At 58.7% G+C, this 24,567-nt stretch carries 26 protein-coding genes and 2 pseudogenes; 12 read left to right on the forward strand and 16 right to left on the reverse strand.

The window, feature by feature from the left end:
- Positions 1-190 precede the first annotated feature (190 nt).
- Together istB and NKJ81_RS27010 are read right to left on the reverse strand one after the other, a co-directional pair.
- Positions 191-964 carry an IS21-like element helper ATPase IstB gene (gene istB / locus NKJ81_RS27005; protein WP_352542275.1) on the reverse strand — a complete coding sequence of 258 codons (774 nt, stop codon included), beginning with the start codon at positions 962-964 and terminating at the stop codon, positions 191-193.
- A gap of 16 nt (positions 965-980) precedes the next feature.
- Positions 981-1,714 (reverse strand): annotated as a pseudogene (locus tag NKJ81_RS27010) (Mu transposase domain-containing protein); the annotation flags it as partial.
- Positions 1,715-2,300: 586 nt separating this feature from the next.
- Here NKJ81_RS27010 and NKJ81_RS27015 point away from each other — a divergent pair.
- Positions 2,301-2,561, forward strand: coding sequence for a hypothetical protein (locus NKJ81_RS27015; RefSeq protein WP_352542276.1), 261 nt, complete (start codon positions 2,301-2,303; stop codon positions 2,559-2,561).
- Positions 2,562-2,838: 277 nt separating this feature from the next.
- Here NKJ81_RS27015 and NKJ81_RS27020 read toward each other — a convergent pair whose 3' ends face one another.
- Entirely contained in the window at positions 2,839-3,015 is a 177-nt protein-coding gene (locus tag NKJ81_RS27020) for a DUF982 domain-containing protein (protein WP_352542277.1), read from the reverse strand.
- Positions 3,016-3,498: 483 nt separating this feature from the next.
- Between NKJ81_RS27020 and NKJ81_RS27025 the strand changes: the two genes are divergently transcribed.
- On the forward strand, positions 3,499-3,645 hold the full coding sequence (locus tag NKJ81_RS27025; RefSeq protein WP_352542278.1) for an FAD-dependent monooxygenase: 147 nt from the start codon (positions 3,499-3,501) through the stop codon (positions 3,643-3,645).
- Between the two features lie 497 nt (positions 3,646-4,142).
- Positions 4,143-4,397, forward strand: coding sequence for a DUF982 domain-containing protein (locus tag NKJ81_RS27030; RefSeq protein WP_352542334.1), 255 nt, complete (start codon positions 4,143-4,145; stop codon positions 4,395-4,397).
- Between the two features lie 351 nt (positions 4,398-4,748).
- Here NKJ81_RS27030 and NKJ81_RS27035 read toward each other — a convergent pair whose 3' ends face one another.
- On the reverse strand, positions 4,749-5,204 hold the full coding sequence (locus NKJ81_RS27035) for a Ros/MucR family transcriptional regulator (RefSeq protein WP_352542279.1): 456 nt from the start codon (positions 5,202-5,204) through the stop codon (positions 4,749-4,751).
- 340 nt (positions 5,205-5,544) lie between these two features.
- On the opposite strand from NKJ81_RS27035, the pseudogene NKJ81_RS32740 reads away from it, so the two are divergent.
- A pseudogene (locus NKJ81_RS32740) lies at positions 5,545-5,810 on the forward strand (hypothetical protein).
- 77 nt (positions 5,811-5,887) lie between these two features.
- On the opposite strand, the gene NKJ81_RS27040 reads toward NKJ81_RS32740, so the two are convergent.
- From NKJ81_RS27040 to NKJ81_RS27070, 7 genes are all read right to left on the reverse strand, one after another.
- Entirely contained in the window at positions 5,888-6,130 is a 243-nt protein-coding gene (locus NKJ81_RS27040) for a DUF982 domain-containing protein (protein ID WP_352542280.1), read from the reverse strand.
- Positions 6,131-6,206: 76 nt separating this feature from the next.
- On the reverse strand, positions 6,207-6,452 hold the full coding sequence (locus NKJ81_RS27045; RefSeq protein WP_352542281.1) for a DUF982 domain-containing protein: 246 nt from the start codon (positions 6,450-6,452) through the stop codon (positions 6,207-6,209).
- Between the two features lie 186 nt (positions 6,453-6,638).
- Positions 6,639-6,857, reverse strand: a complete 219-nt coding sequence (locus NKJ81_RS27050; RefSeq protein WP_352542282.1) for a hypothetical protein — start codon at positions 6,855-6,857, stop codon at positions 6,639-6,641.
- Positions 6,858-7,134: 277 nt separating this feature from the next.
- Positions 7,135-7,329, reverse strand: a complete 195-nt coding sequence (locus NKJ81_RS27055) for a hypothetical protein (protein ID WP_352542283.1) — start codon at positions 7,327-7,329, stop codon at positions 7,135-7,137.
- A 154-nt stretch (positions 7,330-7,483) separates the two neighbouring features.
- Positions 7,484-7,780: a DUF982 domain-containing protein gene (locus NKJ81_RS27060; RefSeq protein WP_352542284.1), complete on the reverse strand. Its 297-nt coding sequence runs from the start codon at positions 7,778-7,780 to the stop codon at positions 7,484-7,486.
- A complete protein-coding gene (locus NKJ81_RS27065) occupies positions 7,777-8,010 on the reverse strand; it encodes a hypothetical protein (RefSeq protein WP_352542285.1) in 234 nt (77 codons plus the stop codon). The genes NKJ81_RS27060 and NKJ81_RS27065 overlap by 4 nt, the downstream gene beginning before the upstream one ends.
- A 71-nt stretch (positions 8,011-8,081) precedes the next feature.
- Complete coding sequence (locus NKJ81_RS27070; RefSeq protein ID WP_352542286.1) at positions 8,082-8,342, reverse strand: hypothetical protein; 261 nt, start codon at positions 8,340-8,342, stop codon at positions 8,082-8,084.
- A gap of 166 nt (positions 8,343-8,508) precedes the next feature.
- On the opposite strand from NKJ81_RS27070, the gene NKJ81_RS27075 reads away from it, so the two are divergent.
- The gene (locus tag NKJ81_RS27075) at positions 8,509-8,772 is read left to right on the forward strand and encodes a DUF6894 family protein (RefSeq protein WP_352542287.1); all 264 of its coding nucleotides are present in this window, start codon (positions 8,509-8,511) and stop codon (positions 8,770-8,772) included.
- A gap of 179 nt (positions 8,773-8,951) precedes the next feature.
- Here the strand turns inward: NKJ81_RS27075 and NKJ81_RS27080 are convergent, their stop codons facing one another.
- Complete coding sequence (locus tag NKJ81_RS27080) at positions 8,952-9,479, reverse strand: thiamine pyrophosphate-dependent enzyme (protein WP_352542288.1); 528 nt, start codon at positions 9,477-9,479, stop codon at positions 8,952-8,954.
- Positions 9,480-9,496: 17 nt separating this feature from the next.
- Positions 9,497-10,660: a thiamine pyrophosphate-binding protein gene (locus NKJ81_RS27085; protein ID WP_352542289.1), complete on the reverse strand. Its 1,164-nt coding sequence runs from the start codon at positions 10,658-10,660 to the stop codon at positions 9,497-9,499.
- A 502-nt stretch (positions 10,661-11,162) separates the two neighbouring features.
- On the opposite strand from NKJ81_RS27085, the gene NKJ81_RS27090 reads away from it, so the two are divergent.
- Positions 11,163-11,978, forward strand: a complete 816-nt coding sequence (locus tag NKJ81_RS27090) for a hypothetical protein (protein WP_352542290.1) — start codon at positions 11,163-11,165, stop codon at positions 11,976-11,978.
- Positions 11,979-12,341: 363 nt separating this feature from the next.
- Here the strand turns inward: NKJ81_RS27090 and NKJ81_RS27095 are convergent, their stop codons facing one another.
- The 3 genes from NKJ81_RS27095 to NKJ81_RS27105 all read right to left on the reverse strand — a co-directional run bounded on the left by NKJ81_RS27095 (position 12,342) and on the right by NKJ81_RS27105 (position 15,931).
- Entirely contained in the window at positions 12,342-13,367 is a 1,026-nt protein-coding gene (locus tag NKJ81_RS27095) for an ABC transporter permease (protein WP_352542291.1), read from the reverse strand.
- Positions 13,368-13,389: 22 nt separating this feature from the next.
- Positions 13,390-14,928: a sugar ABC transporter ATP-binding protein gene (locus tag NKJ81_RS27100; protein WP_352542292.1), complete on the reverse strand. Its 1,539-nt coding sequence runs from the start codon at positions 14,926-14,928 to the stop codon at positions 13,390-13,392.
- 73 nt (positions 14,929-15,001) lie between these two features.
- Complete coding sequence (locus NKJ81_RS27105) at positions 15,002-15,931, reverse strand: sugar ABC transporter substrate-binding protein (RefSeq protein ID WP_352542293.1); 930 nt, start codon at positions 15,929-15,931, stop codon at positions 15,002-15,004.
- A gap of 464 nt (positions 15,932-16,395) precedes the next feature.
- Here NKJ81_RS27105 and NKJ81_RS27110 point away from each other — a divergent pair, with 464 nt between their 5' ends.
- The 6 genes from NKJ81_RS27110 to NKJ81_RS27135 all read left to right on the forward strand — a co-directional run bounded on the left by NKJ81_RS27110 (position 16,396) and on the right by NKJ81_RS27135 (position 24,111).
- Positions 16,396-17,511, forward strand: a complete 1,116-nt coding sequence (locus tag NKJ81_RS27110) for a LacI family DNA-binding transcriptional regulator (protein ID WP_352542294.1) — start codon at positions 16,396-16,398, stop codon at positions 17,509-17,511.
- A gap of 83 nt (positions 17,512-17,594) precedes the next feature.
- Positions 17,595-19,697 carry a hydantoinase/oxoprolinase family protein gene (locus NKJ81_RS27115; protein WP_352542295.1) on the forward strand — a complete coding sequence of 701 codons (2,103 nt, stop codon included), beginning with the start codon at positions 17,595-17,597 and terminating at the stop codon, positions 19,695-19,697.
- Positions 19,698-19,711: 14 nt separating this feature from the next.
- Positions 19,712-21,526 carry a hydantoinase B/oxoprolinase family protein gene (locus NKJ81_RS27120; protein ID WP_352542296.1) on the forward strand — a complete coding sequence of 605 codons (1,815 nt, stop codon included), beginning with the start codon at positions 19,712-19,714 and terminating at the stop codon, positions 21,524-21,526.
- A gap of 75 nt (positions 21,527-21,601) precedes the next feature.
- Positions 21,602-22,510: an aminotransferase class IV gene (locus NKJ81_RS27125; RefSeq protein ID WP_352542297.1), complete on the forward strand. Its 909-nt coding sequence runs from the start codon at positions 21,602-21,604 to the stop codon at positions 22,508-22,510.
- An 18-nt stretch (positions 22,511-22,528) separates the two neighbouring features.
- Positions 22,529-23,293, forward strand: a complete 765-nt coding sequence (locus NKJ81_RS27130; RefSeq protein WP_352542335.1) for an SDR family oxidoreductase — start codon at positions 22,529-22,531, stop codon at positions 23,291-23,293.
- Positions 23,294-23,364: 71 nt separating this feature from the next.
- A complete protein-coding gene (locus NKJ81_RS27135) occupies positions 23,365-24,111 on the forward strand; it encodes an SDR family NAD(P)-dependent oxidoreductase (RefSeq protein WP_352542298.1) in 747 nt (248 codons plus the stop codon).
- Positions 24,112-24,567: the final 456 nt, after the last annotated feature.

Genomic DNA, 24,567 nt, shown 5'->3' on the forward strand with positions numbered 1-24,567 from the left:
CAATTCAAACCGGAGGCGCCCGACGAAAGCTTGGCAAACCAACACTTTGGAAGCACGCGGGCTACTTGCCGTCGTGTTGTCCTTTATTATTACCGTTCTGTTGGTTGGTCTCATCCTTGGCTGAACCATGCCCTTGCCACCGGCGACACTATGCCGGGCAATTGGCGAAGGTTGTGGCCAGTTCGAAGGATTAACCATTCGTGCTAAGCGTTTTGGCCCCGGTCAAGAGCGGCGGTGTTTTTTGCTTTCTCATGCTGTCGCCTTCGAGGGTGACGCGATGGGCGTTGTGGACGATCCGGTCGAGAATGGCGTCGGCGATTGTCGGCTCGCCGATCATGGCATGCCACTGGGCGATTGGTAGTTGCGCGGTGATCAGCGTCGATTTCCGGCGGTAGCGCTCCTCGAAGATTTCCAGCAGATCGAGACGCTGCTGGTCGGTCAGGCTGTGGGTGCCCCAGTCGTCGAGGATGAGCAGTTGCACCCGAGCCAGTTTGTCGATGAGACGGGGAAAGCGGCCGTCCAGACGCGCCAGGGCGAGATCTTCGAACAGACGCGGCATGCGCAGGTAGAGCACGGAATGGTCGAGCCGGGCGGCCTGACGTCCGAAGGCGCAGGCCAGCCAGGTCTTTCCGGTGCCGGTCTGCCCGGTGATGATGAGGTTTTCATGCGCGTTCAGCCAGGCGCCATGGGCGAGCGATAGCGTATTGCGCCGGTCGAGCCCGCGATGTGCGGCGAAGTCGATATTCTCGATGCAGGCATCGGCAAAGCGCAGCCTGGCAACGGCGAGATGGTTGGTCACACGCTTGTCGGCACGCCTGGCGGCTTCACGATCGAGCATCAGGCCAAGCCACTCGTCGCGACTGAGATCGTCGGCGTTGCTCTGGTCGGCCAGGTCCCGATAGGCGGCGGCCATTCCGCCAAGGCCGAGAGCCTGCATCTGGTCGAGGGTTGGATGTGTCAGCATGGTTGGTTTCCTTCCTTCACTGATAATAGGAGCCGCCGCGGATGTTGGTGTGCGATGGCGTGGGTTTGGCCGGCTCGGCCGCGGGCGGCACGCGGTCGAGGCCGGATTTGAGGATGGCGTTGACGGAGGAGTAGGTGATCGCATTGATGGCCAGCGCCCGCTCGCAGGCCGCCTCGAGCCTATCCCGCTCGTAGCGACGGGCCAGCGAGAGGATGCCAAACGCGGAACGGTATCCCTGCTCGGGATGGGGACGGTCGCGCATCATCCGCTCGACCAGGATGGCGGTGTTGGCGCCGATCCCGGCTGCCTGCCGGATCAGGTTCGCCGGCGTCGTGTTGGCATAGCGCTGATGCGCCTTGGGCATGTGCTCGTTGACGGTGACATGGCCGCAGCGCTGCGAGCGGCGGACATGGCTGGCGACGCGCTTGTGATCATGGAAGAGCTCGACCACCCGATGGGTGAGCCGCACATCCACGCGCCGCCCGATCAGCGCGTGCGGCACCGAGTAGAAGGTCCTGTCGATCTCGACATGGTAGTCGGGATGCACCTTCGCCGATTTCCACTCCGCATATTCGAACGGCGCCGGCGGCAGCGGCGACAGGGCCGTTCGTTCGATCTCCTCGAACAGCTCCCGGCGGCTTTTGCCACGTGGCGCATGGGGCGATTGTTCAAATCCTCCAGCAACACCGCGATCGCGGCGTTGAGATCGCCGAGACTGAAGAAGCGCCGGTTGCGCAGCCGGGCCAGGACCCTGCTCATGCGTCAGGCGCAGGATTGATTGTAGGTCTTTCACTGTCGTTCGTCTCGCTTGCTTCCGTCTTGGCATGGCCTCTCTCAACCCGATGATGAGAGGGCAAAATGCCAGAACGGTGCTCCCGAGAACCGACCGTTATCCGCCCTGAAAACTGTCCGGGAATTAGCGGAATCACGGTCCCGTAATTACTGAAATCGCTGTCCGCGAATTAGCGGAATGGGTGTCCGCGAATTTCTGAAACACGCAATCCGCCAGCAATCGGCGCCCACCGACGCGTGGACTACCGAGATCAAAGGGACGGATGCGGAGGGCAAGCGTGTCGAGGACAACGCGTGAACAGTCGCTCCCGATTTATTCCTGGCCTTTTCTGTACTCAATCTCTGAAACCACCCACCCTGCCGGTTGCCGCCACCGATGCACATGCCAGCGTGCCAATGCGCACGACCGAGTGCGCTGGTGTAGCGAAGCTTACGCAGCTACCGCGTGCTCATGCACCACAGCCTAAGCCTCATGCTAATCACCCAGCCGGTTGAGTGGAGCAGGTACAAACGTCCGCCTGTAGAATGTCCTTCTTGCCTATTATTGCAGACGCTCTACCTCGTCCCGATGATTTGGGCTGCCGCTGGAAGGTTCTGCGATGCCGGCGAAGTCGCCAATCCACCGCCGATGCACGACCTGGTCATTCTGCGGCTGGTCAAAGAAACGGGGATCACCGTCGAACAGGCGCGCGATCTCATCAACCTATTGGGCAACCTCAACTGGGACTCGCTCTTGCGAGAAGCCCGATTCCTTACCAGCGCCGCTGAGGCGATAGGCACTCAGTCACGGATATTGAAATATTGAAAGCGCCACAAAATCCGCTAATCTCAACTGGGGTCGCCTTTGCTTGCCACGGGGTGACCACCTAGCCTAACCCCGCTCCGGCCAAAGGGTCCCCCGCCCTCGCCCCAACGCCGGAGCGGGGCTTTGGTTACCCTGGGCCTTGTCAGGCGCATCGTGGTCCTTGCCACGATGGCCAGTAGCCACGGAGTCGGTGCGGTACTTCATTGTCGCTCAACGTCGGCATTACGATTTCGATTGTCGCGCTAAGGTGGGGATCGTGCCTCAAGCGTCCGTCCCGTCAAGGATCACCCGCGACCAGCATCTTCTTCTCGATGGCGGCAGCCTTGAAACCGATGCGGGCGTCGTCGGGTGATAGCTCGCCGGCTAGTGCCGCCATGCACACCCTTTCCGCTTTATTCCATTTAGGACCGCGCTTGGTCCATCTGACCACCGCCAAGCTTACCACCTCGACCATCTGACTATCTTGTCGTTGGCAAGTTGGGGACGTCTATGACTGCACTGATTTTTTGCGTTCTTATTCGTGGTGATGGTCACCTGCCTGGGTGCGGCTTGACGCTTGACGTTGCCCAGTTTCTATCCATTTTTGAGTTCGTTTCCGGCGTGGGTTGTGCCCTGCTGGGCGGGTGAAGCGATTCGAACGCCCAGCTTGCGCGTGCTGTCTTTGTCAACCGCAGAGTATGCTTCCGGTGCTCCAGTCACTGGAGCACAACGGCTGGATCGTGAGGCGCGCTTCCGCGAAACGTGGTTCACGACATTTCCTATTGGGCCGACATGCAAGCGACGACCGCCTCACCAGGGGGGAGCCGACCAAGGTCCACCATCTCGACCGCGACCCCGAATAACGGATCGAGATCCACCGTGTCATGTCGATGAGCAGGGTCTGCGTGTATTTTGGCCAAACAAAATATCGGATTGATCCAGTCAACGGAATATCCCCGTGGAAAGCACAACCCCAATTGTTATCGTTGGTGGGCGCTTAAACAGCCTGACCGCCGCATCGCTTCTGAGCCATCAGGGCGTCTCCTGCATGGTTGTGGAGCGCCATTCGCCAACATCAGGATGCCGATCCTTGTCTTGGGCATGAAAGCCACGTAGGCGCCGAACCCGTTTGTGGAGCCGGTTTTGTTGAAAGGTTTCGGCTCCGAAGGAATCTCCACCGGCGTAGTTGCGTCGCGGCATTGCCCTCCGTGATCATCGTGCCAGAGTGACCGAGCTCAGACAGATATGAGATTCCTGCAGTTGAGGAGGGGTTCTCCGCAACTCGGGTTGCGAAGCTCAAATCATAGGAGAACCACATGCAGGTTTTTCGCCTGCCCGGTCATCTTATACGCAACGCCGGGCGGGCGTCGCGGCTTCTCGGCGCGAAGACCCCAACTATCGAAGCTGAGAGAAGACGCAACGCGGTGGCGCGCGATGCTCAGGTGGCTGAAGGGTCTTTGTCGCTCTTGATCGCTCTGCTTCAACTCCGGCCCAAGCCGGTCGCCGCTAGAGCGCGGATTGTTCACGGTCGACTACTTGCCGAAGTTTGATGTGGCGCAAAGGATCACCGGAAGCTAACATATCTTGTTCTTGGAGGCTGTCGTGCGTACGAGACGTTTCAGAAAGCCCGTCGTCGTTCAACCCGGCCGGATCGATCGCGACAGAGTTGTTGCATCAGTATCCGACGCGGCCGAAGTTCTATTGAGGGATTGGCCGAGGCCGGCGGGCAAGTCGCGGCTCGCCGCAATCGAAGCATGCCTTGCCGTAATCCGTGGAGAAAAACCACCAAGGATAGCGCGCCAGGCGTTCATCGCTGCGGCCAAGGAGGCCAGGATACTGCTCGGGGAAGAAATTTAGGCTTGCCCAGCACCCGTATGGGCATGCCCTTGAAGCACGGAGCGCTGCTGGATTCAGCGGCTTTGTTGCTTAGTGGCATCGAGCAGAGTGTGACGTATCGATGTAGTGCGATTTTGTCGATATGATTTGATTGTCTGTCGAGGGCGACGATGTATCGGCTCGACTTGTCGATCGCACATTGATCGACCTCCCCTGCCCCGTCAGGATACGAGGACGTGAAGACGCAAGCCGTGCAGAAGCTTGTGTTGTGGCGTGAGCGGCGCTTACTGAACCGCGAAGCCAGGCAGCTCATTCTCAGCCAGGCCACCTAGACCATCTAGACCTAATGGCATGGCCCGAATTCGTGCACTGTCAGGCTTTGGTCTTGCGCTTTGCTGGTGCTTTCTTTGGCGGCGTTTTGTCAACCGCCTTGCGGCCGAGACCGGCAGCTTTGGCAAGCGCAGACCGCTGAGCCGCATAGCTGGGCGCTACCATAGGATAGTCCCACGCCAAACCCCACTTGGCTCTGTACTCATCAGGTGTCATGCCAAGCAAGCCCAGGTGGCGCTTCATCGACTTGAACTTGCGCCCGTTCTCAAGGCTTATAATGTGATCGGGAAAGATCGACTTCTTAGGATTTACCGCGGGCGTCAGTATTGGCGATGCTGCAGCGACCGGCTCAGCCAGGCCAGACAACGCAGAATTAACACTGGCGATCAAATTCGGCAGATCCGCCACGGGCGTTGCGTTGCTCTGGACATAGGCTGCGACGATATCTGCTGTCATCCCTAGCAGATCAGCCCTTCGCTGCCCAATTGCTTCATCCATCAAAATCGTTCCCTTGTTGATCTCCGGCGTTCCTATTTGGAAAATTCGGCCTGCGCAATTGCAAACAATGATTATTTGACGCTAGATTACTCCAAGGCCGACTGTGCTGGTCATCGCCTGCGACACGCGTGTGTGCGGCCGATTCCCTTCAGGTGTAGCACCCTCATTCACCCGAATGCGATCAGCAGATCGTTGGCTGAGGCAGCAACGCTTTTTTCTCCCCACCTAGTTGGTGCGTGAGGACGATGATCCCGCATTTACTCTATGTCGAGTCGGCGCTTGTTTCGCCTGTCACTTTCATGCCCTCTGCTTAGGCTTCACCAATCCGAAAGGCACCAACATGTCAGACAGCTTCCTTCTTCAGCAGAAGGCCCCCAAGCTGATTGTCGTCACCGCCTTCGACCCGCGATGAGAGCGGCGACTTCCAGGCAGCCTATGGGCCAGCCGAGCAGCAGACCGAAGACCGAGCGATAAGGACCGCCAAAGCTCTGGCGACGAAACATGCCGATGTCATTGCGTGGTCGCGTGATGCTAACCCGGCGCTGGACGAATACGGCGAGCCGACGACGCTCTTTGGTTCGGAACGACGTGCCCGACATGGAGTGACGATTAGGCCGGTATCCCCAAGGCTCCCCTGAACTTCTCCTCAGGGTGTAGCCGAGGGGCACAGGGACACAGGAGACCTAACCAGAGGAGCGTAACACCCCCTCCTCCTTGGCAGCAGCCTCGAAAGCCTGACGGACCTCTTCCGGAATCACACGGTCCTGGAGGGCTTCTATGCATAGTTGCACAGCCTTCCTCCACTTAGGTCCCATCCTGGTCCACTTCATAAGTTCCTCGGCGGCATCCTCGACATTGTTGCACGCGTAGGTGGCCCCACGTCGGTCGGTGACGTACACCGGAGGGGAGAACCAATGGGTTGCCATTGGGTGGAAATTGGAGGGGACTCCCTCAGTAACCAGCTTCCGATCGCGAGTTTTGATAAACTTTCAATCACCAGCTCTAATCTGAGGACCGTAACGTCCCCTCCTCTTTTGCAGCAGCCAGGAATGCCTTACGAGCCTCCTCAGGTTCCATCTCGTCGAATATCACGGCCATACAAACGCGCACCGCGAGGTGCCACCAAGGGCCACGCTTGGTCCACTTCATCAGCTCCTCGCCGGCCGTCTCGGCGTTGTTGACGTTGCGGATGATCCCGGGACGCTCGGTCTTGACCGGGACCGGAGGGTTGAACCAGTGGCGAGCCATGCGGTCACTCTTTGTCGACCTTATCAAGTTCCTCCAGCAAATACCTTTGCTCAGCCGGCAGTTCCCGTTGTACAGGCAGATTCAGCAGGTTGCGAAGGTAATTGCGGATTACCTCTGACCGTTGGAATTGGCGCAGGGCGGCGCGCCTCCGTCGCCATGCCACAGTGACTGAAGTTTGGCTGACAGCTACTCGCGACCGTCGAAAGCCACGTAGAGGCCCATGGCCGTTGCTGCCTCGACTATCGCCTCGGTTAATTCTTCGTCGGAGGCCACCAAATAAGGCGCAGCCTCCCGCGCTTCGCGTAGCGCCACTTTGATCGAGACCGTGTCGCCACGGTCCGCCCTGTTGAGGAGTACGTTGATTGCTTGCCCTAAAAGCGGACCTACCCTTTGCGCGACGCTCATCCAGCCCTCCCCAGGCACACGCCGAAGTGGACTTTACTCCCTGCCTGAGCGACATCAAGGCCATGTACGAGTCGTACAAATTGGCACGGTGCTAGGCCGCAACAGTCAGCATTTTTTAGCTGGAGTTTCTGATCGGATGATCGGGTAATTGGCTCGCGCGAAAACCCCCGTACCCCTCTCGACCTATAGAGCGCGCCCCGATTCGCCTTTCGTCCCAACCTGGGTGCTGTCGGTCCTGCCGTAGACTGGAGGGGACAACCAATGGCTTGCCATGCGGCTATTCACGAAGATCGAACCCGACAAACAGGCCAAAGGCTGGGGCAACATTGACAATAAGCTCCACCAACTCGCAGTCAGTTTCCGCCAGATGTGGCCCGTCTCGGCGCACCGCTGCAATGGTATCTTTTATGGAGATGATTTGGCCGCGACGGGCCTGTAGGATCAGCTGTTCAACAAGCTCATGTGCAGTCATTATGTCGGGTCGGCGGTTTCGTCAAAAACTTCATACGAGGCCTCCCACCTCGGCGAGAACCCAAGCGGCCATCTTATGGGTCACTCCACGGAAAAATCAATCTTCGAATCATACGAAATAAAGGACTGAATATTGGGAGAAATTTCAGCCCCTCCTACGGGGAAAGACACATCTTGGCTTCCTTAGCGGCAGCCTCGAAGGCCTTTCGTACCACCTGAGGGTCAATCGGATCGCCCTCCAGATCTGACAGGCAGAGGGTCACCGCCTTTTGCCAGCGAGGTCCTCTCCGGGTCCACCTCTTGAGCTGCTCAAGGGCTGCCTTGGCATTGTTGCAGCCACGCCTGTCGCCGGTTTCAGTCTTCACGAACACCGGAGGGACGAACCAATGGGTTGCCATGGGGGTAAGTAGGGCGGCACGAACCCGCCGACCATCCGAATCATGGTGGGTCATGCTCGGTCCCTTCTCGGCAGGGAGCGGGCAACAAACCGAAGGTGTTCGTAGAGAACGGCCTCGTCGAACTCGCCGTCCGAGAAAAGTGCCATTGCGCTCACGCTCAGGCGCTCCGCCTGCTCGCTTCCTACTGGAATGTCTTGCTCGGCGCATACACGATCAAAGACCTGCTTCAACAGAATCAGGTCGCCAGGATAGGCCGTACCACTAGTTGAGCTGCTGCTGGTCATAGGCTGTCACCATTGGGGCGGACGCGCGGTGGGCTCTCCTGCCAGAGCCGAATGCCCGAGCCCCTAAACCTTCAAGTCGCGCGACTCAGAGCAGATGAAACTACAGCCGCTTCCGTTCCCGGCAGTTCGAACAGCATGGGCAGGTGGCGACACTCGGCTTCGTCCACGATCAGCTCCTCGATAGTCGCGATGGAAAGATGGCTTTTGAGGCGCAGCCGGACAACCGCCGCCAGTTTGTGAACGGGCACTGGCACCGCCCCCGCGTGATCGTCTAGCAGACTATTGACCTCAGCAACTACCTTCGGATCGACGGCGTGGGGCAATGGCAGCATAAGAGCGCTCCTTTCGGAAGTAATTCTAAGCCGATCGCGGCGATGAGTCTTGGCGCGTACGTTTTTAACCAAATGTCGCGGACATTGGAGGTCAGTCCATGGTTGTTATCGGTCGGCGTGATTTAGAGCGACAAAGGCCTGCTGACCAACCAATTGCTAGGCAAGCGTGAACCATTCCCGCCATGGTGTGTTTGTAGGAATGCCTCGCTTTTTCTTCTTCACCGACACCGGCCAAGTCTTCCCAGACCTGGAAGGCACATATCTGCCCAACCTCGAAGCTGCAAACCAAGAGGCGGTAAGAGCCTTGGTCGAAATCACCAAAGATAAGCTGCCGGATGGTCTCTATCGAGAGTTTGTGATGAAGGTACGCGACGAAAGCGGCCACAGGTTCGCAGAGGCAATGCTCAAGTTTGAGCTGCGGGAGCGCTAGACGTCTTCAAAATGCTTTCGGCCTGGGACAAGTCTGAAATAGTAGCTGCTCGATTGAATGAGCGCCGCGCGCGCGCAGACATCGAAGACCTTCGGCAGACCATCGACGAAACCCGCCGTGTAATCGCAGCTTCGCGTAAGCTGTTGGACCGGCTAGCCGAAGACCACCCGGCCATCTTGTCAGTAAGCAGCTCCTGCCGGCCTACCAAGGCGCGTTGACGTTGCGGGGCGTCCTGTAGGGTCAGTTCCGAAAATGCAGCCCAGGGCCGGTTTCAGCTTGTCGGCGCTCTCGACGCGCCAGGAGTCGATGCCGAAGCTCTTGGCAATTTCAGCGAATTGCGGCGAGTAGGCGCCGCCATTGCCCATATTGAATTCGCTGGCGGCATGGCGGCCGAGGATCTTTCGCTGTCCGCTGCGGATCGCCATGTAGCCGGAATTGTTTTGCACGACGACGATGATCGGGATGTTGTGCATCGCTGCCACCGCCATCTCTTGCATCGACATCATGAAGTCGCCGTCACCGAGGATGACGCAGACCTTTCGGTCCGGGCAGGCGAGCTTGGCGCCGAGGGCAGCCGGCAGCGCCCAACCCATCGAGGAGTAGCTGCCGGAGGTGATGTGCGTGCGTGGCTCGTAAACCGGATAGCTCTGTTTCACGACGCCTTGCGTGTTGCCTGAGCCGACGAGAAGAATGTCCTCGCGACCCATGATTTCGCGAAGTTCCTTCAGCGGACGCTGCATCGTGAAAGGGAACTGGTTGCTGTCGCGACGTGCGGCGAGCTGCGTTTCCCAATCAGTCTTCTCACGAGCGACCGCGTTGTGGAATGCTTCCCGCCGGGCAAGTGCCTTGTTTGACTGCTCGGACGAAATGGCATCGATGATATCGGCAAGCGCCATCTTGGCGTCGGCAACAAGTCCGACCGCCGTCGGGCAGTTCTTGCCAATCTCCTGATGGTCGATGTCGATATGGACAAGCTTCGCCGGCGGGATAGAGAAACTGACGCCTTTGCGCCAACTGGACGCCGATCGGTGAAGCGGCAGCCGACGGAAACAATGAGGTCCGCCCCGGCAGCGATATTGTTGCCGGCCGAAGTTCCCGTCTGGCCTACTGCTCCTGCGTAAAGGACATGACCTTCCGGGAAGGCACTCTTGCCGTTCCAGGTCGTGACAACCACGGCGCCGGTCTTTTCGGCCAGCTTCCTCACTTCCGGTGCTGCTTCCGCCGTGATGGCGCCGCCGCCAACCACGATCACCGGACGCTCGGCCGAAAGCAACGCCGTGGCGGCAGCCTCGACTGCCCGCTGGTCAGGTCGGGCGCGGCCCATCGCCATCCTGAGATCAACGTCGTGGATGTCCACCTCGGCTGCTTCCGACTGGATATCCATCGGCACTTCGACATGCACCGGACCCGGATGACCGCTGAGCATGGCGTTGAAGGCGCGATGCATGATGAAGGGCAATTCATCGACGCGACCAGCTTCGAAAGATCGTTTGACGGCGCCGCTGGCGATCTGCGGGAAAAAATTGGTGCGGTGGCGATCGAGCTCCTGCATGACCCCGTGGCCGCGCATATGCGTCGCCGGCCCGCCGGTGAAGAGCGGCACCGCCGTCGAGTCGGCGTAGGCTGTCGCCAGGCCGATGATGGTGTTAGCGGCACCGGGTCCAATCGAAGTCATCGCCGCCATCGGCTTGCCCGAGGCGCGCCAGTATCCATCGGCCATGTGGACGGCGCATTGCTCATGCATCACCTGGATGACCGGGATTTCGCTGCCCTTCTGCAGGAAGGCATCGAGCATCGCCCAGCATCCATGCCCCGGGATGGCTGCCACGTATTTGATGCCGTACTTCTTCAATGCGGTCGCGATGACCTGGCCGCCAGTAAGCTTCATGTCTGCAGAACTCCCCTCGTCAGCGGTCGGCCGTCGCACGTCTTCGTGCGCCGGCATGCATTTGCTGCGCTCTTTTCTGGCTTGCCTCCGGTATGCACGACCACTTCTCTGGGAGGTCGGTCCGGATCGGCTGATTGTCCTGCGATATGACTTCGCCGACAGCCAACTCGCAATTTCTCAATGATGTCTAATGTGACGCAAGCTGAAGCTGCCAGTGCGTAAAATGCTGTCAGCTTATGCTGCCGCCCGTTCTGCGATGGCGCCGGGCTTGCGAAGCGAAACCAAATCGGCCGTTGAAATTTCGGCGCCAGACCCTCTGCCCGCTGTTGGATCGACGGCTCGACCATTGCCGCTGTCAGGGCAATGCCAGCCAGTGACGCAGGGCGTCTGCGAAATTGCTGAAGCCCGCCCTTTCTGTCCTTTTGATCGTCAGTCGATGTGACATGGCGACAGCGGTCGCAGGACGGCATCGCCCTACGGTCGCGATGGGTGGAGGAACGATATGAGTGTTCATCGGGGCACCGGCCTGCTGCAGCATCGATCTCTGAATTTCGCGGACGATTTCGTCGCCGCCGATTTCTTCGAAAATGGCGCCGGCCTGCACGTCGAAAGCAGCATCGTCGTCAACCTGTCGAGCGACCGGCTGATCATCGACGATGCGATCAAGACTTCAATTGCGCCGTGGCGCTCGGCTATGCTGTCGAAAGCGACGATCGAACAGAGCGGCCGGATCGCTGTCCTGAAAGTTTGCAAGACAGTCGACCTGGGCGGCGTCATGTTCCGCGGCTGGGACTGGCTCGGCAACCGCATCCGGTCTTTCCCGCGCCAGACCCCGCTCTTCATCTCGCCGCAGGACACGATCGGCGAAGTCGAGCTCGACCCGCTGTTCTTTTCCGGTGAGATCGCCGTGGAACGGCAATTGCAGCGCTTCGTGCTCAAACTAACCTCTGGTGGTCACCCGCTGGAACCGACTGGTTCATTCACCACAACCCTCCCTTCCTCGAGGTCCACACGCAGATATTGGGAACCGGCCGCATGCAGAAATTCCGGGAGAAAGACCAGGCAACGCTTTATTGAGATGTCCCCATGGTGCCGGGCTTTACCTATGAGGCGTTTTGCCGGGTCAGCGGAACGAACCAGTGGCAATATCCGTGGCATCGCTATTTCGCCGACGCCGACGCGGTTTGGTTGGCTATCGAACTGCACCCGATCAGCTGAGTTGATCGTTATGGTGAGCGACTGTGGGCAGTTCTTGCCGTGGGCTCGAATCGTCCAGTCAATGGTAGAAAATGTCCAACCGCATCAGATCGTTCACTGACTCGGTAACTGCCCTCAGGGTCGCCCCGCGCCTCCCCGATGCTCTGGCAGCGGCCCGTTTTGTAAGATCCGACGCACGGCTCGCCCCATGCTTGTCGACGAGGCGACGAGCAAAGTCGTGAACCCTGGCCAAATATCGCCACCTTTGAGATATGCATTCGACTAATGAGCCGACGTCAAAATGCTGCAGTTCCAAACTGTGTAGCGCTTTGATTTGCATTTTCGATCTCCATCGATGGAATCTTTGAGAATTGACCTAAAGTCCTTTTGTGCTTGCGGAACCTCCTTGCCTTGGTGGGTTTCATCTGAACGGCTTTTTATTGTACCTTTTTGGAAATAGACGCCCTTCGACCGCGAGCTCGATCTAGGAGCGCTTCTGCCGATTCCGGTAGACATCAATGGTCACGGCCGTGACGATGATCAGGCCCTTGACGATTTCCTGATAGTAGGCGTCGACCCGCAAAAACGTGAATCCTGACGACATCACGCCCAGGATCACCACGCCGATTACGGTGCCCCCTATCCGGCCGACCCCGCCGGCAAGCGACGTTCCGCCGATCACGGCTGCGGCAATCGCATCGAGCTCATACATGTATCCCATGCCGGATTGAGCCGTCTGCGCGCGCGCTGCGGTGACGATGCCGGCGAGCCCGGCAAGCATTCCGGCGATCGCGTAGACCTTAACCAGATGCCTTTCGACATCTATGCCGGAGACCCGCGCTGCCTGGACGTTCGCGCCGATCGCATAGGTGTACTTGCCGTACCGGGTGTAGCGAAGCGCAACATGGAAAATTGTTGCGACGACTATGAAGACAAACACCGGCCAGGCAGCCGAGCCGATGGCGGTGAATTGATCGGTCAGCCCCGAAATGGGCTGGCCCTTTGTATACCATTTCGAAATACCCCGAGCCGAAACCATCATTCCGAGCGTTGCGATGAACGGCGGGATGCGGGCATAGGCAACAAAAACGCCGTTGGTTATGCCTGCAATCAAACCGATCAAGACACCAACGGCGATCGGGACGATCGCCGGCAAACCGGTCAGTGATGGATAGAGAGCTTTCGACCATTCCGCGGATTGCGCAAACCCAGCCGCCATCATCGCACTTGCCGCCACGACGGACCCCGAAGAAAGGTCGATGCCGCCGGTAATGATGACCTGCGTCACGCCGATTGCGATGATCCCCACCACGGACACCTGGAGGATGGTGATCGTGAGGCGTTGCGGATTCCAGACGAAACTCTGCCCGATCAAAAGCCAGCCGCACACCTCGCAGAGAAGAACGATCCCCACCAGGACCAGGAAGATATTGAGCTCCTGAGGTTTTCGCCAACCGTCAAAGCTGCCACGGTAATCAGGAATGGCGGCGGCTGTTGTGTCTTTTCCCATCGTACAGTTCCTCTTTCCTCGCCTACTTCGAAGCGAGTTCCATTATTTTGACCTGCGTCGCCTCATCGCGGTCCAGAACGCCGGTGATCTTGCCTTCATGCATCACCATGATGCGGTCACTCATTCCGAGGATCTCCGGCATCTCCGAGGAAATCAGAATGACGCCGGCGCCCGCGCTGGCGAGCGCTGAGACCAGAGCGTGGATCTCGGCCTTGGCGGCAACGTCGATGCCGCGTGTCGGCTCGTCGAGGATGAGGATGCCCGGTCTGGTCAAAAGCCAGCGTCCGATCAGCACCTTCTGCTGGTTGCCGCCGGAGAGATTTTCGACCGTGGTGTGGATACCTGAGCTCTTGACGCGCAACGTCCTGCTCATCTCGCGGCATGCCGCGGCAATCGCCTTGCCGTGCACGAAACCGGCATTGACGAATTGGCTTTGAAGAGCCGCAATCTGCATGTTCTCGAGAATGTCCAGGACGAGAAAACAGCCGCTTTGTTTTCTGTCTTCTGTCAGGAAGGCCATTCCGTTGGCGATCGCATCGCGTGGCGATCTCAGATCGACGCGTTGCCCCCTTATCCGTATCTCGCCGCTGGTGGCGGGTGTCACCCCGAAGATGGTTTCGGCAACATTGGACCGCCCCGACCCAATCAGACCGGCGAGGCCCAATATCTCGCCCGCCCGCAGATCGAAAGAGACGCCCGAGAAGACGCCGCGCAAAGTCAGGTCCCGAACCGAAAGCAAGACATCGTCGGTCGGCACGTTCTCTTTCGGAAACAGCGTCGAGATGTCTCTGCCGACCATCATGTGGATGATCTCGTCCCGGCTGGTGGCTGCTGCCGCATGGGTGCCGATATATTTGCCGTCACGAAAAACGGAGATCTCGTCCGATATTTCGAAGATCTCGTGCATCTTGTGCGAGATGTAGACGATGCCGATGCCCTGCTTTCTCAAATCCCCGATTATCTCGAAGAGATGGGCCGACTCGCGCTCTGTCAGTGCCGAGGTGGGCTCATCCATGATCAGGACACGCGAGCGATAGGAAACCGCCTTGGCGATTTCCACCATCTGCCTGCTGGCAATCGACAGATGGCGAACTTCCGCCTCCGGATCCAGGCTGATCTTCAGCTCCGCGAGAAGATCGCGCGATAGGCGATTCATGCGCCGATGATCGACGGTCCCAAATCGATTGCGTGGCTCTCGGCCGATCCAGATGTTCTCCGCGACCGTCATCGAGGGCATCAGGTTCAATTCCTGATGGATCATCCCGACACCCTGTGTCAGCGCGTCGAGCGGGGTCTTGAACTGGGCGGAAATGCCGTCGAGGAAGATTTCTCCTGCATCGGGTTGGTATATCCCCGCCAGGATTTTCATCAGCGTGGATTTGCCGGCGCCGTTCTCGCCCATCAGCGCATGGACGGTACCCCGCCTGAGTTGAAAGCTCACGTCGTCGAGAGCCACCACGCCCGGAAACGACTTGCTGATTCCGATCACGCTCAGCAGGCAGGGCTGACGCTTGTCCTCAAGACAAGGTGGGGTTGAGGTAGCGGCGACTGTGGTCTGCATCGAAGTCGTCCCAAATCCAGATCGAACGGAACAGTCCGCGCGCCGATCAATGACCGGCGCGCGATGCTGGCGGTCAGTTCCTTTTCAGGTATTTGTCCATGTTGTCCTTGGTGACGAGTTCGAGCGTGGTGAAGACCTTCTTGTCGGTCTTCTCGCCTCGCGCCAGCTTCAGAACTGTGTCGAGCGCGCCTTTTCCTTGGCTGATGGCGTCCTGGAAAACGGTCACCTTGAGGTCGCCTGATTTCATGGCTGTCAGGGCGTCCTGCGTTGCATCGATGCCGGCAACGACATAATCGCCGGTTGATCCCCCGCTTGCCTTGATGGCCTGAAGCGCACCCAGTGCCATCTCGTCGTTGTTAGCAATGACAGCGTTGAAGTTGAGACCAGCTGACATCCAGTTTGTGGTCAGGTCGAGCGCCTGCGTGCGAGACCAGGTCGCCGTCTGCTCTTCGACGATTTCGATGCCCTTGCATTCGTCGGACTTGAAGACCTCGTGCACCGCCTCGGTGCGGCCACGCGCAACCAGCGTTCCGAGTTCACCCATCAGAATCACGGCCTTGCCCTTGCCATCCAGCAAACGACAGACCTCGCGCGCCTCCAGGCTGCCTGCCTGGATCTGGTCCGAGCCGACGAACGCCTGCTTCTCCGGCAACTGATCGACGTTGGAAGGCTGATTGTTGGCGAAGACCAGAGGGATTCCGGCTTTGTCGGCCGTCTTGGACATCGCGACGCCGGCATCGGCCTCTACCGGGATCACGATCATCCCATCGACCTTGGCGGCAATAAAGTTTTCGATCTGGCTTTGCTGCCGGGCGATGTCGCCCTGCGCATCCTCGATCAACAACGTCACATTCCCAAGGTCTTTGGCGTGTGCCTCCAGGCCGCTGCGAAGAATCGCAAGAAAATTGTCGTCGAACCGCTGCATGCTGAAGCCGATCGTTTCGGCGTGAGCAGGGACACCGAGTAACGTTAGACAAGCGGCAGCTAGCAAAATCTTTTTCATGTTCCGTCTCCGTCGGTTTTTGATGATTGAAAGTTTGTCATTGCCAACTTCGCCCCGGTACCCGTCGGACTAGCGGCGGCATCGCAAAAAACGATCGTGCAAGTTTCAGGCGTCGCGTTGCCCTTTGCCAAACATGTTCGGCGCCGTTCAGCCTGCTGCGAAGCTCTTCGGCTTGCTTACAGTAGGTAAAACGATACACTAGATTTTTTTCATCTGTCAACTGCCACTTGAGGAGTTTGCCTCCCATCAGAGTCAGGTGATTCCTGCAAACCCCATAATACCAGCGGCATTACCTCCGATAGCCTCAGATCGACCCTCGATTGACACAGACGATTTTTAGTGTACCGTTTTACCGACTTTCTCGATCGCACAGCTGCGGGGCCGGACTCGCGACCATCGAGGTTTCGTTCTCCTTCGGGAGTCGTAGAATGAGGGTCTCTGGGACCTTGGGAGATTTGAACGTCATGCCGCCGAAGAGTGGATCGCCCACAGATGCTGCGGACCGCGCCACCATTCAGGACGTTGCGAAAGCGGCGAGCGTATCGGTGAGCAGCGTCTCGAATTACATGAACAATCGATTCCATCGGCTCGGGACGGAGACCCGGACGCGGATTGCGACGGCAATTGCCGAGCTTGACTTCCGACCAAACCAGGCAGCGCGCCAACTAAAGACTGGCAAGGCCCGGGTAATCGCCCTGGTCGTGCCCAGCATTGTCAACCCGTTCAATGGCCAAATGGTGTTCTCGATAGAACAGGCTGCGGTGAAGGCGGGTTACAGGGTTCATCTGTGCAACACCATGCGCGATCCGAAGCTCGAGAAAGAGTTTTTGGACAATCTGGCCGCCATCGGCGTTGCCGACCTCATCACCATTGCACCCCTAAACACCAGGCGCGGTTACTACTCGGCGTGGAGCGATCTTTCGATCGTTGCCGTGGACGCCAACAGGCTCGATTTGAAGCTTGCTCGGCTCGATACGGTCAATCTCGATCACGAGGCGGCAATCGGGATTGCCGTGGAACATCTGTTTGCTCTCGGTCATCGGCGGATAGCCTATGTGACCGATCCCCTCATCACCCACAGCCGGGTGATGAGGTTGTCCGGTTTCAAGAAAGCAATGAAGGATCACGAACTCGACGACAGTCAGGCTGTCGTGCTCGAGCGTCACCAGAGCGCACTTGATATCGCAGACGCTCAGATGGTCGAGGTCGGTCGTGATGCCGCTTCCGATGTGGCGGCGCTGTCGCCCAGGCCCACAGCCATTATCGCGTTCAACGACATGATCGCGCTGGGGTTGCTTGCGACTTTCCGTTCCGCCGGCATTGCCGTTCCAAAGGACATGTCGATTATTGGCGTGGACGATGCCTGGATCAGCCAGCTCTCATTTCCCGCACTGACGACCATACGTCAGCCTATCGAGGCGATGGCCAGCGCAGCCGTCGAGCGTGTTCTCAAACCGAATGCGGCGCCGGCCAACGCCGGCTCCGACACGGTCTTCCTGCCCGAACTCGTCATTCGAGACACATGTGCGCCGCCACAGGAAGATGCCGCCACGCGTGTCGGCAAACGACACTTGGAATAGCAGTCCCAAACAGCGCCCTTCTTCCAACAACCCCAGAATATCCGGCCGGATGCATCCGCGCCGGCACGAAAGAGGCTTGCCTTATGGATACCCACGCCACCGAGATCAAACCCAGCGCAAATCATATCAGGATGGCGTGCGACACCGGTGGTACTTTCACCGACCTCGTCGTTGAAGATGGCAACGAGATCAGGCTGTTCAAAGCGTCGACGACACCTGACGACCCGGTGCGCGGCGTGCTCGATGCCTTGGATCTCGCAGCTAGGCACTATCGACTAGGCCTCGGGGATTTCCTCAGCCGCGGCGCCATGTTCGTGCACGGCACCACCCGGGCCATCAATGCGATCATCACCGGCAAGACGGCGAAAACAGCCTTCATCACGACCAAAGGTCATCGCGATATCCTGGTCATGCGCGAGGGCGGGCGTATTGAACCGTTCAACTTCACGGTCGCCTACCCTGAGCCCTATGTGCCTCGGCGATATACGTTCGAAGTCAATGAGCGCGTCGATGCGCGCGGCAACATCGTCGAGGATTTGAACGAAGCCGACTTCATCACGACAATCAAAAAACTGGAGGCACTGAAAATTGAAGCGGTTGGCGTTTGCCTTCTGTGGTCTGTCGTCAACTCGGCTCACGAGCGACGCATCGGAGACCTGCTGAAGGAGCATCTGCCTGACGTTCCATACACGCTCTCGCACCAGCTCAATCCAACCCTGCGCGAATATCGCCGAGCTTCCGCGACCGTCATAGATGCATCGCTGAAGCCGCTGATGTTCAAGTATCTCGATGGCTTGACCAACCGGCTGCAGGACGCCGGTTTCAACGGCCGGACACTGATGGTTACCTCAAGTGGCGGCATCATGGATGCCTCGGCAGTTGCACGCGCTCCAATCCACTCGATCAATTCTGGACCGGCGATGGCGCCCGTCGCCGGCCGCTACTACGCAGAGCGCGATTTTGGCAACGCCATCGCGATTGTCGCGGACACGGGTGGAACCACCTTTGACGTCAGCCTGGTGCGTGACGGGCGCATCCCCTGGAGCCGCGAAACATGGATTGGCCAGCGCACGCGCGGCCATATGACCGGCTTTCCATCTGTCGATATCAAGAGCATCGGCGCCGGAGGTGGCTCGATCGCATGGGTCGACAATGGCGGAATTCTGCAGGTCGGTCCGCAGAGCGCGGGCTCGACGCCGGGGCCGGTCGCTTACGGCCGCAGAGGAACCGAACCCACCGTCACGGACTGCGCCTTGATCCTGGGCTATATCGACCCGGACTTCTTCCTGGGCGGCGCCATGGTCCTCGACCGGGAGGGCGCGACCCGGCAATTGCGTCTGAAAGTCGCCGAACCGCTCGGCATCAAGGTTGAGGAAGCCGCTGCCGCTGTGTTGAGGCTTTCAACCGAAAAGATGGTCGGAGCGATCGAGGAGATCACGGTCAATCAGGGTATCGATCCCACCTCGGCCGTCATGATCGGCGGCGGCGGTGCCGCCGGACTTAATGCGGTCGCAGTTGCCAGGCGCCTTCAATGCGCTGGTGTCCTCATCCCCGAAGCAGGTGCGGTCATGAGCGCGGCCGGGGCCTTGATGTCGGAGCTTTCGTCGGACTATGCGCAACTGCAATTTACGACCAGCGACAGATTTGCGGGCGACAAGATCAACGAGGTTCTGGCAGAGCTGAGGAAGCGATGCCTTGAGTTCGCGGAAGGGCCCGGCGCCGGGGCTCTCGACTACCACATCGAGTATTCCGTAGAGGCGCGGTATCCGCATCAGATCTGGGAAATCGACGTTCCTCTCCCGCTTGATCAGGTGAAGAGCGACGGCGATTTGAAGCAGGTCTCGGATGCCTTCCATGACACCCACCAGCGTATTTTCGAGATCAGCGACCGCAATTCCAATGTCGAATTCGTGACCTGGCGCGCCAAGGTCAGATGCAGACTGACTGATCGGGCCACCGGCACGCTCCCTCCTGAGGGTGATTTTGCCGGTGGTCGCGCAAAGCGGCCGGTTTACTTCACGGAACTCGGCTGGAGCGACGTCTCGGTTCATCGCTACGAAGCCATGCAGCCGGGCGAACCGGTTGCCGGCCCGGCCATCATCGAATCGTCGTTCACCACCGTCGTGGTCGATCCGGGCACAGTCGCAGAACGCACGGCCAGCGGTGGCCTGCGTGTGACATTCTAAGGAGGCGCTTACCCATGTCTGAGCAAGTTTTGAAAAAGGCGCCTGACGGCGTTCAGATGGCGATGATTTCCAGCCGTATGGAGACCATCGCACGCAAGATGCAAAACACGCTTTTCCGAACCGCCCGCTCCGGTATCCTCAACACGGCCCATGATTTCTCATGTGTTGTTCTGACTGCTGACTGCAAGCTTCTGGCGGCTGCGGAAAGTCTGCCGAACCACACGCTCATCGGCCCTGATTTGATGTGCCGGGCGGTCCTCAAACACCATCCGATGCTCAAGCGCGGCGACTGTTTCCTTCACAACAGTCCATACGAGGGAAACTCCCACGCGGCCGACCACTGCATGATCGTCCCGGTCATCGACGACGAAGGCATCCTGCGCTTCTTCGTGCTGGCCAAAGCACATCAGGCGGACTGCGGTAATTCCCGCCCTTCCAGCTATCTGGCGGACGTGAAGGACCTGTATGAAGAGGGTGCCCTGATTTTTTCTGCGACGAAGATACAGGAAGACTACAAGACCAACGACGACATCGTGCGCATGTGTCAGGCCCGCATCCGGGTTCCGGACCAATGGTGGGGCGATTTTCTTGCGAGCCTTGGATCCGTCCGCATCGGCGAACGCGAACTGCTCAACCTTGGCCGCGAGATCGGCTGGCATATGCTTGAAGGCTATGCCGACCGCTGGTTTGACTATTCCGAACAAAAGATGATTGAGGCAATCAGGAGATTGTCTTCAGGACATGTCGTTTTGGTGTCTGCTCACGACCCGTTCCCCGGTATCCCGGAGGGCATTCCCGTCAAGGTGGACGTTGAAGTTGATACGCACGAGGCCAGGATCATTGTCGATCTGCGCGATAATCCCGATTGCCAGCCCTGTGGCCTCAATCTTACTGAGGCAACCGCCAAAAGCGCAGCGATGATCGGGATTTTCAACGGCATCCTCGATCACCGCGTTACCGCCAATGCGGGCAGCTTTCGACGAATTGACATTCGGGTTCGCGAAAATTGTTGCGTCGGCATACCGAGGCATCCGGCCTCTTGCTCGGTGGCGACCACCAATCTCGCCGACCATGTCACCAATCCGGTACAGCGCGCAATAGCCGAGCTTTCGGCTGGCTTTGGGCAAGCCGCGACCGGTCCAATCCAACCACCAGGAATGGGTGTCATCTCCGGGCGCGATCCCTACAACAATGACGAGCCCTTCATCAATCAAGTCCACATCGGCATTAGCGGTGGCGCCGGCACGCCGGTCACCGACGGCTTTCTGACCATGATCCATGCCGGCAACGCGGGCATGTGCCATATCGACAGTGTCGAAGTCGATGAGCTCCACCATCCAATCATCGTCTACGATCGCCATATTCTCGACGACAGCGAGGGAGCGGGCACGTTTCGCGGCGCGCCGTCGGTCTACAGTGAGTACGGCCCGTGGGGCGGAAACTCCTTGACGGTCCTCTATACCGCAGATGGTACCATCACGCCTGCCGCAGGCGCTCGCGGCGGTGGCCCCGGCGGTCTGTCCAGAGCGGCAATGCGCAAGGCCGATGGTTCGGTCGTCGATCTTCCCCCCTGCTACGGGGTCACTCTGCAGCCGGGTGAGCACATGGTCTCTCACTCCGCAGGCGGTGGTGGATATGGTTCTCCACGGGAACGCGATCCCGCGCGCGTGCTGCACGATCTTGCAGAAGGGTGGATCAGCGTGCAGCGCGCACGAGACATCTACGGAGTAGCCGTCAAGGGATCTCCCGAAGACGACAATCTTCAATTGGACATCGTCCAAACACGCATCCTGCGCGCCAGCCGGAGCGAACTGGCGGTGGCCGTTTAGCCCGGCCGATACGCCGGGTGTTTCTTGTCAGGCTGCCCGACAACGGGCACGATTTTCAGGTCAAGGAGAACTACGATGACAGACGTCGATTGGTCCGCTGGCGCGGCCTACATTGATGGTGAATTCATGCCTCTCAAGGATGCCAAGCTCGGTATCACCGAATGGGGCTACCGCCGGTCCGACGTTACCTACGATGTCGCGGGCGTCTACTACGGCGCATTCTTCCGGCTCGACGATCATGTCAAACGCTTTCGCACCTCGATGACGAAATTGCGGATGAATCCGAAGGAAAGCGACGAAGAGATCAAGAATATTCTCGCCGAACTGGTGCGGCGTACCGGGTTGCGCGAGGCTTATGTGGCGATGGACTGTGTCCGCTCCCGCCCGCCGCGCGGCGTGCCGCTTCATCCCATAAACGGCCGCAGTTATTTGATTTGCCATGTCATGCCTTGGGTGTGGGTATTCACCCCCGAGCAGCAGGAACGCGGCGTGCACGCAATGATCGCGTCCCCCCAACGGATTGCGCCGGAATCACTCGACCCGACAATCAAGAATTTCCATTGGGGCGACCTGACGCGCGGGAATTTCGAGGCGCACGATCAAGGCGCCGAAACCTGCATTTTACTGGATCGTGATGGAAACGTCACGGAAGGACCGGGCTTCAATGTCTTCGCCGTCATAGATGGCAAGGTCATCACGCCGAAACGCGGTGCGCTGGAAGGTATCACTCGAAGAACAGTTCTGGAACTGTGCGACGAGTTTGGAATTCGCTGTGAGGTCCGGGATCTCTGCCGCGACGAATTCGAAGCCGCCGATGAAATCTTCTTCTCGACAACCGCTGGTGGCATTATGCCGGTAAGCCGTCTTGGAAAAAGGATCCTGGGGAACGACCGACCGGGTCCGATTTCCGCGCGGCTGAGAACAGCTTTTTGGGACAAGCGGAAGGACGGCTGGCATGCGACGCCAGTGTCTTACGCTTCCTGATCGAAGAGCGAAATGCAGATGCGATGGCTTTTCGACCTCAACGGCAAGATTGCCCTGGTTACAGGCTCGGGCCAGGGCATTGGCCTGGCGCTTGCCCGTGGCCTGGCGGAGTGTGGTGCCCTGGTTGTCCTGAACGGTCGTCGTGAACAGTTGTTGAAGGACGCTGCCACAGACCTGCTCAAGGACGGTCTGTCGGTGGAGGTGGCGGCCTTCGACGTCACGGATGCCCTGTCTGCGCGACACGGGGTCGAGCGGATTGAGACCTCGATCGGTTCGATTGACATTCTCATCAACAATGCCGGCATCCAGCATCGATCAGCATTGGAGGATTTCCCGGAAGAGAAATGGGACGATCTTGTTCGAACCAATCTCTCCAGCATTTTCTATGTGAGCAAAGCCGTCGCCAAAGGCATGATAGGCCGCGGTCGCGGAAAGATCATCAACATCGCCTCTGTTCAGAGCGAATTGGCTCGTCCGGGTATCGCGCCCTACACGGCGACAAAAGGGGCTGTCAGAAATCTGACTCGAGGCATGTGTGCGGATTGGGCAAAACATGGTTTGCAGATCAATGCCATCGCGCCTGGCTATTTCAAGACGCCGCTCAACGAAGCACTTGGTCGGGACCCCGAGTTCTCCACGTGGCTGGAACGGCGCACGCCGGCCGGTCGATGGGGCAATGTTGAAGAACTCATCGGGGCTGCAGTGTTTTTCGCCAGCGACGCCTCCTCATTCGTCAACGGGCACACGCTCTACGTGGACGGTGGCATGACAGTGACGGTGTGAATGACTGGCCATGCTTGGGGCAAGCATGTCCTTTCGCTTCTCCATCATCCACAAAGTGGACGCGGATTCTCATGCAGGGAAGACATTCTCGAAGAAACTCAGCCTGCTACCCTTCGCTCAAGGGCAAGGTCATCTTTGTCACCGGAGGCTGCTCTGGTATTGGCGCAGCGCTGGTCCAAGGATTTTCCTGGCAAGGAGCTAAGGTAGCCTTCGTGGATATCGAGAAATCTTTGGCTGAGGCGCTTGTGACGTCCCTGTGCGAGCACGTATTTCCCCCGGTGTTCATCGAATGTGACATCCGCAATATCGATGCGCTCCAGATGACGATAGAGCGCATCAGGAGAGACCTCGGTGATATTTCAGTTCTCATCAACTATGTCGCCAATGACAGACGCGACAACAGGATGGCAGTCAACCTGCGGCCGATGTTCTTCGCTGCACAGGCTATTATCCCGCAGATGAAGCGTCTCGGAGGCGGGTCGATCATCAACTTTGGATCGTTGAGCGCGCGTACAGCGTCGAACATCCCCACATACATGACCGCCAAGGCTGGCGTGCACGGCCTGACAAAGGGGCTGGCTCGAGAACTTGGTCCTTTCAACATCCGGGTCAACACGCTTCTTCCGGGATGGGTGATGACGGAGAAACAGAGGCGCGCACATCCGACTCTGGAAGGAGAAGCCCAGATTGACGCGATACAGTCCATTCGAGCGCGCATTCGGCCCGAAGATATTGCAGCGATGGCACTGTTCCTGGCCAGTGATGATAGTGCGCTCTGTTCGTCGCAAGAATTCGTCGCAAATGGCGGATGGACCTAGCCCTCTGCGCGGCGACTTCACGGTTCCAGTGTTACAAATCTGACAGGCTGAATTGCCGCAAATCGGCATCAGAAAGGCTGAAGGGCCTTTGCGAGACTGGCTCCGGCCCGCACTAAATCGTCGAGGCGGTTTGTTGGCGTATCGTGCTCGAGCACGAGACAGTCGATCTCGCTGATCTTGCACCCGATAGGCCCTTGTCATTGAGCACCATGATTTCGCCGACGATGATGGCGTTCTCGACGTCTACCGTTTTTTGGCACTACGGGCGACGTCGCGGTATTTCGACGTCCAGTCGACGTCGCGGCGGGTGGAGATGCGAACGCCGCCGGCGTCTATAACAATCTGGAGCGATAGCCGTCGAACTTGACCTCGTGAGACCACCCGTCGTCCTTCGGGCGGCTTGGCGACGAGCTTGCGTTCCATCGGCGGAATGAACCGAGCGGGCCGGAGCCGGCA

Origin of the sequence: Mesorhizobium sp. M0018 (assembly GCF_040323955.1) — a bacterium.
Lineage (GTDB): Bacteria > Pseudomonadota > Alphaproteobacteria > Rhizobiales > Rhizobiaceae > Mesorhizobium.

What these genes read in the sequence shown, in the direction of transcription:
- NKJ81_RS27125 (WP_352542297.1), top strand. Translation starts at nt 21,602, where the DNA reads ATGACAGACGTCGATTGGTCCGCTGGCGCGGCCTACATTGATGGTGAA.
- NKJ81_RS27050 (WP_352542282.1), bottom strand. Translation starts at nt 6,857, where the DNA reads ATGAGCGTCGCGCAAAGGGTAGGTCCGCTTTTAGGGCAAGCAATCAAC.
- NKJ81_RS27105 (WP_352542293.1), bottom strand. Translation starts at nt 15,931, where the DNA reads ATGAAAAAGATTTTGCTAGCTGCCGCTTGTCTAACGTTACTCGGTGTC.
- NKJ81_RS27045 (WP_352542281.1), bottom strand. Translation starts at nt 6,452, where the DNA reads ATGGCTCGCCACTGGTTCAACCCTCCGGTCCCGGTCAAGACCGAGCGT.
- NKJ81_RS27130 (WP_352542335.1), top strand. Translation starts at nt 22,529, where the DNA reads ATGCGATGGCTTTTCGACCTCAACGGCAAGATTGCCCTGGTTACAGGC.
- NKJ81_RS27100 (WP_352542292.1), bottom strand. Translation starts at nt 14,928, where the DNA reads ATGCAGACCACAGTCGCCGCTACCTCAACCCCACCTTGTCTTGAGGAC.
- NKJ81_RS27110 (WP_352542294.1), top strand. Translation starts at nt 16,396, where the DNA reads ATGCCGCCGAAGAGTGGATCGCCCACAGATGCTGCGGACCGCGCCACC.
- NKJ81_RS27120 (WP_352542296.1), top strand. Translation starts at nt 19,712, where the DNA reads ATGTCTGAGCAAGTTTTGAAAAAGGCGCCTGACGGCGTTCAGATGGCG.
- NKJ81_RS27065 (WP_352542285.1), bottom strand. Translation starts at nt 8,010, where the DNA reads ATGACCAGCAGCAGCTCAACTAGTGGTACGGCCTATCCTGGCGACCTG.
- NKJ81_RS27090 (WP_352542290.1), top strand. Translation starts at nt 11,163, where the DNA reads ATGAGTGTTCATCGGGGCACCGGCCTGCTGCAGCATCGATCTCTGAAT.
- NKJ81_RS27095 (WP_352542291.1), bottom strand. Translation starts at nt 13,367, where the DNA reads ATGGGAAAAGACACAACAGCCGCCGCCATTCCTGATTACCGTGGCAGC.
- NKJ81_RS27055 (WP_352542283.1), bottom strand. Translation starts at nt 7,329, where the DNA reads ATGACTGCACATGAGCTTGTTGAACAGCTGATCCTACAGGCCCGTCGC.
- NKJ81_RS27020 (WP_352542277.1), bottom strand. Translation starts at nt 3,015, where the DNA reads ATGGTCGAGGTGGTAAGCTTGGCGGTGGTCAGATGGACCAAGCGCGGT.
- NKJ81_RS27080 (WP_352542288.1), bottom strand. Translation starts at nt 9,479, where the DNA reads ATGGGTCGCGAGGACATTCTTCTCGTCGGCTCAGGCAACACGCAAGGC.
- NKJ81_RS27070 (WP_352542286.1), bottom strand. Translation starts at nt 8,342, where the DNA reads ATGCTGCCATTGCCCCACGCCGTCGATCCGAAGGTAGTTGCTGAGGTC.
- NKJ81_RS27040 (WP_352542280.1), bottom strand. Translation starts at nt 6,130, where the DNA reads ATGGCAACCCATTGGTTCTCCCCTCCGGTGTACGTCACCGACCGACGT.
- istB (WP_352542275.1), bottom strand. Translation starts at nt 964, where the DNA reads ATGCTGACACATCCAACCCTCGACCAGATGCAGGCTCTCGGCCTTGGC.
- NKJ81_RS27135 (WP_352542298.1), top strand. Translation starts at nt 23,365, where the DNA reads ATGCAGGGAAGACATTCTCGAAGAAACTCAGCCTGCTACCCTTCGCTC.
- NKJ81_RS27085 (WP_352542289.1), bottom strand. Translation starts at nt 10,660, where the DNA reads ATGAAGCTTACTGGCGGCCAGGTCATCGCGACCGCATTGAAGAAGTAC.
- NKJ81_RS27060 (WP_352542284.1), bottom strand. Translation starts at nt 7,780, where the DNA reads ATGACCCACCATGATTCGGATGGTCGGCGGGTTCGTGCCGCCCTACTT.
- NKJ81_RS27115 (WP_352542295.1), top strand. Translation starts at nt 17,595, where the DNA reads ATGGATACCCACGCCACCGAGATCAAACCCAGCGCAAATCATATCAGG.
- NKJ81_RS27035 (WP_352542279.1), bottom strand. Translation starts at nt 5,204, where the DNA reads ATGGATGAAGCAATTGGGCAGCGAAGGGCTGATCTGCTAGGGATGACA.